Below are 12,441 nucleotides of genomic sequence, written 5' to 3'. Positions count from 1 at the left end.
ATGCCCGCCTCCCTGTTCGACCACGTGCCGCCCGATGTGCTCGCGCGCGCGGCGCGCGTGCGCCTGGCGTGCTTCGACGTCGACGGCACGCTGACCGACGGCGGGCTCGGCTTCGACAGTGACGGACGGGAGATCAAGACCTTCCACGTCCACGACGGCCAGGGCCTGGTGCTGCTGCGCAAGGCCGGCATCACGGTGGCAATGGTCACTGCGCGTCCCGGCGGCATCGTCGAGCGCCGCGCCGCCGACCTGGGCGTGCAGGCGCACGTGCATGTCGCCGACAAGCGGGCCCGGGTCATTGCGCTGTGCGCCGAGCTCGGCCTGGATGACGACCAGGTCGCGTTCATGGGCGACGACCTGGCCGACGTCGGCGCGATGCGCGAAGCGGGCCTGGCGGTGGCACCCGCCGACGCGAACGCCTGCGCCGTCTCGGCGGCGCACTGGTGCACGCGTGCGCCCGGCGGACGCGGTGCAGGCCGCGAGCTGTGCGACCTGATCCTGCATGCGCAGGGTCGCCTGGCGACGATCCACGCCGACGGGCGGGTCTCGTGAACTGGCGCCTGGGACTCACCCTGTTGCTGCTCACCGGCGCGCTGATATCGGGCTGGTCGGCCTGGCGCCAGAAGGACCGGTTGACCATCGACGGCCCCGCGGACACCCGCACCGACTATCTGCTGCGCGATTTCGACCTCGTCGCGCTCGACAGCGACGGCCGCGAAGCGTTCGCGGTGCAGGCGCCGCAACTGCAGCAGACTCCGGGCGCGCGCACGCTGGAACTGGTCACTCCGGTGTTCAACATTCCTGCCGAGTCCGGCGGCCACTGGCAGGTGCGCTCCAAGACCGGCTGGGTGTCCGACGACAACGAACTGGTGCGTCTGCGCGGCGAGGTCACCGCGACCAGCCCCGACGGCGCGCCGCGCCCCACGACGATGCGCACCGAGGCGCTCGATGTGTTCCCGCAACGCAACCAGGCGGCCTCCGACGCGCTCGTGGACGTGGTCCAGCCCGGCTCTACAATGCAAGGCACGGGCATGCGCGCCGATCTTACGTCGGGGCGGATCGAACTCCTTTCCCAGGTCAAATTCCGCAATGAACCCAACTCCCGCCGCTAGCCTGCTCCTCGTCCTGGCACTCGTGCCCGGCACCGTCCTGGCCAAGGCAGCCGACCGCAACCAGACGCTGTCGGTCGACGCCGGCGGCAGCGACTGCTCGGTCAGCAACGAGCAGCTGCCCTGCCTGTTCACCAACGGCGTGACGATCAGCCAGGGCACGCTCGAGATCCAGGCCAGCCGCGCCGATGTGCGCCGCCGTGGGGGCGAGTTCCAGCGCGTGATCCTGACAGGCGGGCCGGTCAAGATGAAGCAGCAGATGGACGATGGCGGCTGGGTCGACGCCACCGCCGCCCAGGCCGACTACAACATGCCCAACGACACGGTGGTGCTGACCGGCAATGCGGTCGTCAACCAGCCCGGCCGCGGCCGCATGGAAGGCGAGCGCATCGTCTACAACATGTCCACCGGTCAGGTGCAGGGGGGCGGCGACGGCCAGGGCCGCGTGCGCATGCAGTTCGAGCCACGCAACCGCCAGCCGGCGCAGCCGCCCGCCACGCCCGCCGCACAGCCTGCGTCCCGGTCGACGCCGGAAGGCGGCCGCTGATGCTCGTCGCCGAGGGGTTGCGCAAGCGCTACAAGCAGCGCGAGGTCGTCAAGGAGTTCGGGCTGACGCTCGAAGCGGGCGAGGTCGTCGGCCTGCTCGGCCCCAACGGCGCCGGCAAGACCACGTGTTTCTACATGATCGTCGGCCTGGTGCCGGCCGATGCCGGCCGCATCGTGCTCGACGGCCACGACATCACCGCCGAGCCGATGTACACCCGGGCCAAGCGCGGCGTCGGCTACCTGCCGCAGGAACCCTCGGTGTTCCGCAAGCTCAGCGTGGCCGACAACATCATGCTGGTGCTCGAACTGCGCGAAGACCTCGACAAGCCGGGCCGCGACAAGGCGCTGGCCGATCTGATGGACGAGTTGCAGATCAGCCACGTCGCCGACCAGACCGGCGCCAGCCTGTCGGGCGGCGAGCGCCGCCGGGTGGAGATCGCACGCGCGCTCGCTGCCAATCCCCGGATGATCCTGCTCGACGAGCCGTTCGCCGGCGTCGATCCGATCTCCGTCGGCGAGATCCAGCGCATCGTCACCCATCTCAAGGAACGCGGTATCGGCGTGCTGATCACCGACCACAATGTCCGCGAGACCTTGGGAATCTGCGACCGCGCGTATATCCTCAGCGATGGCGGCGTGCTCGCGCAGGGAGCGCCCGAGGCGCTGTTGGCCGATCCGGACGTGCGCCGCGTTTACCTTGGAGATTCCTTCCGTCTGTAACGTGCTCGCGTATCCGGCCATGGAGATCCGGGGACGATGAAGCCACGGTTGCAGACATCGCAGGGGCAGCACCTGGTTCTGACGCCGCAGTTGCGTCAGGCGCTGCATCTGCTGCAGCTCTCGGCGGTGGAACTGGAGACCGAGATCGCGGCGGCGGTGGAGAGCAACCCGTTGCTCGACTGGGATGACGCGCCGACCCCGGACAGCTCTGCCGGCGAGCACGGCGGCTCAGCCGCCAGCGACGACACGCCCGACACGCAGAATTCGACGCACGACGAGACTGCAGCATCCGACTGGGACAGCGACGATGGCTGGCGGGCGTCCGGCGGGCAGCGGGGCGACGCTGACAGCGACAGCGATGGCGATCCCGCCGATCGCATCGTCCAGTCCGAAGACCTGCGCGACCACCTGTCCTGGCAGTGGCACCTGAGCCCGGTCTCGCCGCGGGACCGCAACATCGGCATCGCCCTGATCGATGCGATCGACGACGATGGCTACCTGCGCGAAACACTCGCGGGCATCGCCGAGGCACTGCTGCCCGAGACCCGCGCCACCGAGGCGGAGATCGCTGCGGTGCTGTGCCGGATCCAGCGCTTCGATCCGCCCGGCGTTGGCGCGCGCGACCTGGGCGAGTGCTTGCGGCTGCAGCTCGAGGCGCTGCCCGCCGACACGCCCGGACGCACCCTCGCGCTGCAGGCGGCGACCACGCATATCGAGCGACTGCCCAGACTCGGCCCGCAGGGCCTGGCCGACGCGCTGGGCCACACGCTCGAGCAGGCACAGACCGCCTTGCAGCTGCTGCGCAGCCTCGACCCGCGGCCCGGCGCGCGGATCGGCGGCGTGCCGCACGACAACTACGTCACCCCCGACTGCGTGATCAGCCGCCACAGCGGCGTCTGGCGCGTGACGCTGGCTGGCCGTCAGCATTCGCGACTGACGATCCACCGCGGCTACGAGCGCATGATCGAGCACGCCTGCAGCAGCGACGCGGGCTATCTGCGCGGGCGCCTGCAGGAGGCGCGCTGGTTGCTGCGCAATCTCCAGGCGCGTGGCGACACCCTGCTCAAGGTCGTGCGCTGTCTGGTGCGCCAGCAGTCGGGGTTCCTGGAGTTCGGCGAACGCGCGTTGCGGCCGCTGACCTTGCGCGAGGTCGCCGATGAGATCGGCCTGCACGAGTCGACCGTCTCGCGCGCAGTCGCGCGCAAATACGTGCACACCCCGCGCGGCACCCTGCCGCTGAAGGCGTTCTTTGCATCGGGCATCGGCACCGAAGGCGGCGGCGAAGCCTCGAGCACCGCGATCCAGCAGATGATCCGTGGCCTGATCGACGCCGAAGATCCGCGCAAGCCGTTGTCGGATGCGCGTCTGGCCGACTCGCTCAAGGCCGCCGGGGTGCCGGTCGCACGCCGCACCGTGGCCAAGTATCGCGAGGCGATGCAGATCGCCTCGTCCCACGAGCGTGTTCGCATCGCCTGAACTTCCCGCCCCGCACGATGGTCTCTAAGGGTGCGACCGGTGGCCGCTTGTCAGCCACGCCGGCCGCGCTACTCTGAACCCGGACCGCCGCGACATGCGCCGACGGTCCGTTTCCTACCTTGAAGGAGGTTGCCGATGCACGTCGAGACCCATGGCCATCAGATCGAAGTGACGCCCGCGCTGCGCGAGTACGTGGAGACCAAGCTGCAGAAGCTCTCCCGGCATTTCGACGGCCCGCTCGAGGTCCGCGTCCAGCTCAGCCTGGAAAAGCCCGATCACAAGGCCGAGGCGACGCTGACGATCGCCGGCAAGACCCAGCACGTCGATGCCAGCGCGGTCGACATGTACGCCGCGATCGACCTGCTGACCGACAAGCTCGACCGGATCGTCGTCAAGCATCGCAAGAAGATCGTCGACCACCATCGCGGCGAGAATCCCGCACGCGACGGCACGTTCGGCTGATCGCAGCCCTGGCCGGCCGCTGCGATGCGGCCGGCCAGCACCGCGGACCCACGACGCCGCCCTGTACCGCCCTCTCCCAGGCCGCAAGCGAACTGCCCGCCGCGGCGCGGACCGCGCGCGGCGGCGGCCCGGCGTCGAATCGGGCTAGACTGCTGGCCCCACGCCCGTCCTCGAGCCCGCTCGGCATGCCTCTTTCCGATCTGCTCTCGGCCGACCGCATCGTGATGCTGGTTGCGCCCGGTTCCCGCGACGCTGTGCTCGATTCGGCTGCGCGTCTGCTGTCCGGCAATTCGCCGACCATGACTCCGCTGCTCGGCCGCGCGCTGCGTGAACGCGAGCAGTTGGGCAGCACTGGCATCGGACGCGGCGTCGCCATTCCTCATGCACGCAGCGGCGCATTCCACGAGCCGCGCGCGGCGTTCCTGCGGCTATCGTCGCCGGTCGACTTCGGCGCCGCGGACGGTGAGTCGGTCGACCTGGTGTTCGCGATGTGCGTGCCCGAGCATCTGGTCGAGCAGCACCTGCAGTTTCTCTCGGGCCTGGTCGAGCGCTTCTCCGATGGCACCTTCCGCGACGCGCTGCGCGGTGCCCGCGACCGCCATGCGCTGCAGGCGCTGCTGCTCGACGACGTCGGGCAATCCACCGCAGCCGACGCATGAACGCGACCATCGAAGCGCAGGAGCTGTTCGCCCAGTTGCACGATCGGCTGGGGCTGCGCTGGCTGGCCGGCCAGCATGGCGCGCAGCGCTCGCTCGAGGCGGTGGAGACGATCGCCCGCCGCCCGTCGCTCGCCGGCTACCTCAACATCATCTATCCCAACAAGGTGCAGATCCTGGGCACCGAGGAACTGGCCTGGCTCGACGGGCTGGATTCGCGGCTGCGCTGGGAGACCATCGAGCGCATCGTCCAGTACCGGCCGCTGGCGCTGGTCATCAGCAAGGACCAGCCCTGTCCCGAAGACCTGCGCGAGGCGGCCGAAGAATCGCAGACGCCGCTGTGGAGCTCGCCCAACCGTGGCCACGAATTGCTGAACCTGCTGCAGTACCACCTGGCGCGCGTGCTCGCGCCCAGGATCACGCTGCACGGCGTCTTCATGGAGATCTACTCGATCGGCGTGCTGATCACCGGCGAATCGGGCTCGGGCAAGAGCGAACTGGCGCTCGAGCTGATCACCCGCGGACACCGCCTGGTCGCCGACGACGCGCCCGAGTTCACCCAGATCGCACCCGACGTGCTCGACGGCACCTGCCCCGAGCTGCTGCAGGACCTGCTGGAACTGCGCGGCCTGGGCGTGCTCAACATCCGCGAGATGTTCGGCGACACCGCGGTCAAGCGGAACAAGTATCTGCGGCTGATCGTGCATCTGAGCCGGCCCAATGCCGACCCCTTGGCCGGCGACGGCGACGGCATGGTGCGCTTGACTGGCGATCTGGGCATCCGCCGCGTGCTCGACCTGGACGTGCCCCTGATCACGCTGCCGGTCATGCCGGGCCGTAACCTGGCGGTGCTCGCCGAAGCCGCGACCCGCACGCATGTACTGCGCACCAAGGGCCTGGACCCGGCAGCGGCGTTCCTGGCCCGGCATTCGCAGTTTCTCGAGCGAGGCGCGCCATGACCGACGCCCCGCTGCTGTATGTGGTCAGCGGCCTGTCGGGGGCCGGCAAGTCGGTCGCGCTGCGCACGCTCGAGGACCTGGACTTCTACTGCGTCGACAACCTGCCGGCCGGCATGCTGGCCGAGTTCGTCGGCAACGTGACCCGCGCCGACGAGCCGCCGCGTCGGCTCGCGGTCGGCATCGACGTGCGCAACCGGCACACCGACCTGTCGCGGATCCCGACCTGGCTGGCCGAGGTCGGCCGCATGGGCCTGGACCCGCGCCTGGTGTTCTTCGAGACCGGCGACGAGATCCTGCTGCGCCGCTATGCCGACACCCGCCGCCGCCATCCGCTCAGCCGCGTCGGCGTGTCGCTGGCCGACGCGATCGCGCTCGAGCGCACCTTGCTGCGCCCGCTGCGCGCGCTGGCCGATACGGTGATCGACACCAGCGACCTCAATGTCCACCAGTTGCGCCGGCGCGTGGTCACCGAGCTGCAACTCGCCGACGACGACGCGCTGTCGTTGCTGTTCGAATCCTTCGCCTACCGGCGCGGCGTGCCGCCCGATGCCGATTTCGTGTTCGACGCGCGCGCGCTGCCCAACCCGCATTGGGATCCGCGCCTGCGGCCGCTGTCGGGACGCGATGTGGATGTGCGGACCTGGTTCGAGGCCCATGCCGAGGTCGGCGAGTTCGCGACCCAGGTCACGCAGTTCCTCGACACCTGGCTGCCGCGCATGCGCAGTGCCACGCGCAGCTATGTCACCGTCGCGTTCGGGTGCAGCGGCGGCCGGCACCGTTCGGTCTACCTGGCCGAGGCGCTCGCGCGCCATGCCCGCGAGACCGGTTGGCCGGACGTGGCGACCTGGCACCGCGAGCTCGACTGAGCGCTGTCGCCCGACCCAGCGCATGCGGCGCAAGCGGCCGCGCGGCGGGCGCGGACGCTGCATCACGGCCGCGACGCTTCCGGGCGGTCCCCTCGCTCTGGTAACGTCCACGCATGGCCGTCGGCGTACTCCTCTTGACCCACGAAGGCATCGGCACGGCGATGCATGCCGTGGCCGTGCGCCTGTTGACGCAACTGCCGCTGCGCACCGCGGTGTTCGAGGTGCCCTTCGACGAAGCGCTCGAGGTGTCGCTGCCCAAGGCCAGCGCGGCGATGCGCACGGTGGACGATGGCGACGGCGTGCTGATCCTCACCGACCTCTACGGCGCCAGCCCCAGCAACGTCGCCGCGCAGCTCGCGCGGCTCGGCACCCCGGCCCGGCGCATTTCCGCGCTCAGCCTGCCGATGCTGCTGCGGGTGATGAATTATCCTGAGCAGGCGCTCGACACCTTGCCGGCCACCGCCGCGGCGGGCGCCCGCAACGGCGTCGTGCTCGACGACGCCTGACGCGCCCCCCATCTCCCGCTTCCAGGACAGGCCCCACCCCCGATGATCGAACGTGAACTGCTCGTCGCCAACAAGCTCGGCCTGCATGCGCGCGCCACCGCCAAGCTGGTGCAGGTGCTGTCGGGCTTCCGCTGCAATGCGACGCTGCTCGCCAAGGGCCGCGAGGTCAACGCCAAGAGCATCATGGGGGTGATGCTGCTGGCCGCCGGTCACGGCACCCGGGTGGTGCTGCGGCTCGATGGCGATGACGAGGCCGCCGCCATGGACGCGGCCGCCGCGCTGTTCGAACGCCGGTTCGACGAGGAAGGATGATGGATACCCCGCTGGCCGCGCGCGCGACCTGCCGTCCGGTAGCGGGCGAGCGCGCCTGATGCGACAGTCGCTGCACGGGCACGGCGCCTCGCGCGGGAACGCGCTGGGACGTGCGCGCGTGCGCGAGCCGCATGCGCTCGAGGTCGCCGAAGAGCGGATCGGCCCCGAGCAGGCGCCGGACGAGCTGGCGCGGCTGCATGCCGCGATCGCCCAGGTGCGTGGTGAGATCCGCATCATGCGCGACCAGTTGCACGGCGCGCTGGCCCACGAAGTCGGCGAGTTCCTCGATCTGCACACGCTGCTGCTCGACGATCCCGAGCTGTTGCAGGGCCTGGACGAGCTCGTCGGCACCGGGCTCTATGGCGCCGACTACGCCCTGCGGTTGCAGCGCGACCGCCTGGCCGCGGTGTTCGAGGGCATGGACGATGCCTACTTCCGCAGCCGCATCGAGGACATCGACCACGTCATCGGACGGGTCCACGCCGCATTGCATGCGCACGAGGCCGAGCTGCAGGGCGTGGCCGGCGAGATCCTGGTCACCGATGCCATCGCGCCATCGGAGGTCGGCCGGCTGCAGGCCCAGGGCGTGCTGGCCATCGTCACCTCGACCGGCAGTACGCTGTCGCATTCGGCGATCCTCGCCCGCAGCCTGCAGTTGCCGCTCATCGTCAACGCGCCGCAGGCGCTGGCCCAGATCAACGATGGCGCGGTGCTGGTCGTCGATGGTGCCACCGGCGAGATCGTCGTCGAGCCCAATGCCGAGGACCTGCGCGCCTATCGCGCGCGGGTGCGCGAAGAGAAGCGCGAGCGCAAGCAGTTGCGCCGACTGCGTCGCGAGCCGAGCAAGACGCTCGACGGCGTCGACATGAAGCTGTGGGCCAATGCCGAATCGCGCGAAGACGTCGCCGAGGCGCATGCGCTCGGCGTGGCCGGCGTCGGCCTCTACCGCACCGAATTCCTGTTCCTGCAGAGCCGCGAGATCCCCGACGAGCACGCGCAGTTCCGTGCCTACCGCGATCTGGTGCTGGGCATGACCGGCCGCACGGTCACGATCCGCACCCTCGACATCGGCGCCGACAAGGCCGACGACACCGGCCTGGCTCTGCGTCACGAGCCCAATCCCGCACTGGGGCTGCGCGGGGTGCGGCTGTCGATGGCGCGCAACGGATTGTTGGAGACCCAATTGCGGGCGATCGCGCGCGCCTCGGGCTACGGCCCGGTGCGCGTGCTGGTGCCGATGGTCAGCGGCCGCGAGGAGATCGTCGCGGTGCGCCGGTTGCTCGACCGCGTCCAGCGCGACCTGCGCGCCGAGGGGCACGAGACCGCCGAGCGGATCGCGATGGGGGCGATGATCGAGGTGCCGTCGGCGGCGATCGCGCTGCCCACGTTCGTGCGCGAGCTCGACTTCCTGTCGATCGGCACCAACGACCTGGTGCAGTACCTGCTGGCCGCCGACCGCAACAACGATGCGCTCGGCGACCTGTACTCACCGTTGCACCCGGCGGTGATCCGGCTGCTGCACGGCATCGTGCGCGTGGCGCGCGCGCGCGGCATCTCGGCCTCGGTCTGCGGGGAGATCGCCGGCGACGCGCGCTTCACCCCGCTGCTGCTGGCGTTGGGCATCGAGGAACTGAGCCTGCACCCCGCCCCGCTGCTGGAAGTGCGCCGCGCGATCCGCGGAATCGACCTGGGCGCCCTGCGATCGCGGACGCCGGCGTTGCTGCGCGCACGCGACCGTGCGTCGATCGAACGCTGGCTCGATGCCGCGCAGCCCGAGCGCACAGCCGGCTGAGCCGGTGCCCCACCCCAACGCGCGCGAACCGTCGCGCTTGACCGGGGTGTGCAGATGGGCAGGCAGCGCGGATAATGCGCCGATGCACATCTGACCCAGTCGCGCCGCGTGCGTCGCGACGCGCAACGGAGCCGTTCATGGCCGAAGCCGTCCGCCACGACAAGACCGCGCGCCAGCTGCGTCTGCTCTCCGATGCCCTCGACAGCGGGCGGCTGGGGCCGGTGCGGCGCATGGTCAACACGCTGGCGCCGGCCGAGATCGGCAACCTGCTCGAATCCCTGCCCCACGACAAGCGCATCGTGGTCTGGGGGCTGGTCGATGCCGACGACGATGGCGAGGTGCTGGTCCACGTCGGCGACGAGGTCCGCGAGAGCCTGATCGCGGACATGGACCCCGACGAACTGGTCGCCGCAGTCGAAGATCTCGATATCGACGACCTCGCCGACCTGGTCGAGGACCTGCCCGATGCGGTCATCGACACGCTGCTGCGGTCGATGGACCGGGAGAACCGCGAGCGCCTGGAGCAGGTGCTCTCCTATCCCGAGGACACCGCCGGCCGATTGATGAACCCCGACGTGGTGACGGTGCGCGCCGACACCACGGTCGATGTCGTGCTGCGCTTCCTGCGCCTGCGCGGCGAACTGCCCGACCACACCGACCACCTGTACGTGGTCAACCGCCGGCACCAGTTGATCGGCTGGGTCGCGCTGCAGGATCTGGTGACCCGCGACCCCGGCACCCCGATCAATCGGCTGATCGACGACGAGCTCGACTCGATCCATGTCGACGAATCGGCCGACCAGGTCGCGCGCCAGTTCTCCGACAACGACTGGGTGTCCGCGCCGGTGGTCGACGACGGTAACGTGCTGCTGGGCCGGATCACCGTCGACGACGTGGTCGACATCATCCGCGAGCAGGCCGAACACCAGGCCCTGGGCGCGGCGGGTCTGGACGAGGACGAGGATCTGTTCTCGCCGATCCGGCGCGCGGTGCGCGGCCGCGTGGTGTGGCTGGGCATCAATCTGCTGACCGCGTTCATGGCCGCCTTCGTGATCGGTCGCTTCGAGGCGACGATCGAAAAAGTCGTGGCGCTGGCGGTGCTGATGCCGATCGTCGCCGGCATCGGCGGCAATGCCGCGGTGCAGGTGCTCACGTTGATGGTGCGCGGCCTGGCGCTGGGCCAGGTGGGCGCCAGCAACGCCCGCATCCTGATGTGGAAGGAACTGCGCGTGGCGCTGATCAACGGCATGTTGATCGGCACCCTGGTCGCCCTGGTCGCGCTGGTCTGGTTCCACGACTGGGTGCTGTCGCTGGTGATCTTCACCGCGCTGGTGATCAACTTCTGCTCGGCCGCGACCGCTGGCGTGCTGCTGCCGTTGCTGCTCAAGCGCATGCGGGTCGATCCCGCAGTCGCCGGCACGGTGGTCGTCACCGCGGTGACCGACATCATGGGCTTCTTCAGCTTTCTGGGCCTGGCCACTGCGATCATGCTGCGCTGAGGGCCTCATCGATGCCGCCGACCTCGCAACCGGGAAAGATCGCCAGTTGGGACGACGGCCGCGGCTACGGCTTCGTCGAGCCGCTCGATCCTGCCGACGGGCCGCGCGCGTTCTTCCACATCCGCGACTACGACCAGGGCGGCCGCCGGCCGGACGTCGGCGAGATCGTGCGCTACACGCCCGAACGCCAGCCCGATGGCCGCTGGCGCGCCCATCGGGTGGTTCGTGTGTCACTGACCGCCGCCCGCGATCAGCGGCGCCGCCAGGCGCCGCCAGCGGCCCCGCGGTTGCACGCACGAGGGCACGCCGGCGCGCTGGCGATGACGCTGGCGATCGCGTTGTGGGCCGCGGCGTTGGCCTGGGGCATCGAAATCGGCCGCCTGCCCGCAGCGCTGGTCCCGGCGCTGGCGGTCCTCAACCTGGTGACGTTCGGGATGTACGCGCTCGACAAGCGCGCCGCGCAGGCCGGGCGCCGTCGCACACCCGAGGCCCAGTTGCACCTGTTCGAACTGCTCGGCGGCTGGCCGGCCGCCTGGCTCGCGCAACGCCTGCTGCGGCACAAGAGTGCCAAGCGCGCCTACCGCCATGTCTTCGTGGCGATGATCGCGGTGCATGCGATCGCCCTCGCCCTCGTCCTCCGGCCCGCCCCCTGAGCGCGCCCCCGTCCTGGAGCCTCCCATGTCCCTGCCCCCCGATTCCACGTCCCGCCGCCGCGTGCTGTGCGGTCTCGCACTCGCCGGCGCCGGTGGCGCGGCCTGGCTCGCCGGTTGCCGGTCGTTGTCGTCCACACCGGCATCGGGCCACTTCGTGCGCCGCGCGGTCGAGGTCGGCGGACGCCGCTATGCCTACCAGGTCTTCGTGCCGGCGGCGGCCGTGCCCCGGCCACTGCCGGTGGTGTTGTTCCTGCACGGCTCGGGTGAGCGCGGCAGCGACGGCGACAAGCAGACCCACGCCGGCCTGGGGCCCCACGTGCGCGCGCACGCGGCCGATTTCCCGGCCCTGGTGGTGTTTCCGCAATCGCCCGAGGGCACATCGTGGGAAGGCGACGTGGCGACGATGACGCTGGCCGCGCTCGATGCCGCCACGGTCGAGTTCGACGGCGACCGGCGCCGCACCTCGCTGACCGGCATGTCCCGCGGCGGCTACGGCACTTGGTCGCTGGCCCTGCGTGCGCCCGAGCGCTTCGCGGCCCTGGTGCCGGTCTGCGGCGGTATCACCCCGCCCGGCACCCGCCCCGATCTCAACAGCCTGCAGGTCGAATCGACCCGCGAGGCGCCCGACCCGTTCGATGCCGCCGCGCAACGGCTGCGCGATATCCCCAGTTGGCTGTTCCATGGCGCCCGCGACGACGTCGTGCCCCCGGAGCAGTCGCGCCGGATGTACGCAGCGCTGCAGCGCGTCGGCGCCGACGTGCGTTACACCGAATTCCCCGACGCCAATCACAACAGCTGGGACGCGGCGTACGCCACACAAGCAATGTGGGACTGGTTGTTCGCGCAGCGGCGCTGAGCGACGCGTCGACCGGGCAGAACGCGTGC

The 12,441-nt window shown here is 70.4% G+C and carries 15 protein-coding genes; all 15 read left to right on the top strand.

Annotation, left to right across the window (positions count from 1 at the left end):
* The 15 genes from ABE505_RS14455 (at position 1) to ABE505_RS14385 (ending at position 12,412) form a co-directional block, all read left to right on the top strand.
* Entirely contained in the window at positions 1 to 552 is a 552-nt protein-coding gene (locus ABE505_RS14455) for an HAD hydrolase family protein (protein ID WP_346445198.1), read from the top strand.
* On the top strand, positions 549 to 1,112 hold the full coding sequence (lptC, locus tag ABE505_RS14450; protein ID WP_346445197.1) for an LPS export ABC transporter periplasmic protein LptC: 564 nt from the start codon (positions 549 to 551) through the stop codon (positions 1,110 to 1,112). The genes ABE505_RS14455 and lptC overlap by 4 nt, the downstream gene beginning before the upstream one ends.
* Positions 1,090 to 1,656 (top strand): lipopolysaccharide transport periplasmic protein LptA, encoded by a 567-nt coding sequence (lptA, locus tag ABE505_RS14445; RefSeq protein ID WP_346445196.1) that lies wholly within the window; start codon positions 1,090 to 1,092, stop codon positions 1,654 to 1,656. Before lptC ends, lptA begins: the two co-directional genes overlap by 23 nt.
* The gene (gene lptB / locus ABE505_RS14440; protein ID WP_346445195.1) at positions 1,656 to 2,375 is read left to right on the top strand and encodes an LPS export ABC transporter ATP-binding protein; all 720 of its coding nucleotides are present in this window, start codon (positions 1,656 to 1,658) and stop codon (positions 2,373 to 2,375) included. The genes lptA and lptB overlap by 1 nt, the downstream gene beginning before the upstream one ends.
* A gap of 36 nt (positions 2,376 to 2,411) precedes the next feature.
* Entirely contained in the window at positions 2,412 to 3,851 is a 1,440-nt protein-coding gene (locus ABE505_RS14435; protein ID WP_346445194.1) for an RNA polymerase factor sigma-54, read from the top strand.
* A gap of 135 nt (positions 3,852 to 3,986) precedes the next feature.
* Entirely contained in the window at positions 3,987 to 4,313 is a 327-nt protein-coding gene (gene raiA / locus ABE505_RS14430; RefSeq protein WP_183427396.1) for a ribosome-associated translation inhibitor RaiA, read from the top strand.
* Positions 4,314 to 4,498: 185 nt separating this feature from the next.
* The gene (locus ABE505_RS14425; protein WP_346445193.1) at positions 4,499 to 4,972 is read left to right on the top strand and encodes a PTS sugar transporter subunit IIA; all 474 of its coding nucleotides are present in this window, start codon (positions 4,499 to 4,501) and stop codon (positions 4,970 to 4,972) included.
* On the top strand, positions 4,969 to 5,928 hold the full coding sequence (gene hprK / locus ABE505_RS14420; RefSeq protein ID WP_337244292.1) for an HPr(Ser) kinase/phosphatase: 960 nt from the start codon (positions 4,969 to 4,971) through the stop codon (positions 5,926 to 5,928). The genes ABE505_RS14425 and hprK overlap by 4 nt, the downstream gene beginning before the upstream one ends.
* On the top strand, positions 5,925 to 6,794 hold the full coding sequence (gene rapZ / locus ABE505_RS14415; RefSeq protein WP_346445192.1) for an RNase adapter RapZ: 870 nt from the start codon (positions 5,925 to 5,927) through the stop codon (positions 6,792 to 6,794). The genes hprK and rapZ overlap by 4 nt, the downstream gene beginning before the upstream one ends.
* Positions 6,795 to 6,907: 113 nt before the next feature.
* Positions 6,908 to 7,300, top strand: a complete 393-nt coding sequence (locus ABE505_RS14410; RefSeq protein ID WP_337244290.1) for a PTS fructose IIA subunit family protein — start codon at positions 6,908 to 6,910, stop codon at positions 7,298 to 7,300.
* Between the two features lie 42 nt (positions 7,301 to 7,342).
* Entirely contained in the window at positions 7,343 to 7,612 is a 270-nt protein-coding gene (locus ABE505_RS14405; protein ID WP_241945511.1) for an HPr family phosphocarrier protein, read from the top strand.
* Positions 7,613 to 7,670: 58 nt separating this feature from the next.
* Entirely contained in the window at positions 7,671 to 9,404 is a 1,734-nt protein-coding gene (gene ptsP, locus ABE505_RS14400) for a phosphoenolpyruvate--protein phosphotransferase (RefSeq protein WP_346445191.1), read from the top strand.
* Between the two features lie 137 nt (positions 9,405 to 9,541).
* Positions 9,542 to 10,903 carry a magnesium transporter gene (mgtE, locus tag ABE505_RS14395; RefSeq protein ID WP_337244287.1) on the top strand — a complete coding sequence of 454 codons (1,362 nt, stop codon included), beginning with the start codon at positions 9,542 to 9,544 and terminating at the stop codon, positions 10,901 to 10,903.
* Positions 10,904 to 10,914: 11 nt separating this feature from the next.
* Entirely contained in the window at positions 10,915 to 11,556 is a 642-nt protein-coding gene (locus ABE505_RS14390) for a DUF1294 domain-containing protein (RefSeq protein WP_346445190.1), read from the top strand.
* A gap of 25 nt (positions 11,557 to 11,581) precedes the next feature.
* Entirely contained in the window at positions 11,582 to 12,412 is an 831-nt protein-coding gene (locus tag ABE505_RS14385; RefSeq protein ID WP_346445189.1) for a prolyl oligopeptidase family serine peptidase, read from the top strand.
* The last annotated feature ends 29 nt before the right edge of the window (positions 12,413 to 12,441 follow it).

Origin of the sequence: Luteimonas sp. TWI382 (genome assembly GCF_039674545.1) — a bacterium.
GTDB lineage: Bacteria > Pseudomonadota > Gammaproteobacteria > Xanthomonadales > Xanthomonadaceae > Luteimonas.
This window is presented reverse-complemented; position numbering and strand designations above follow the sequence as displayed.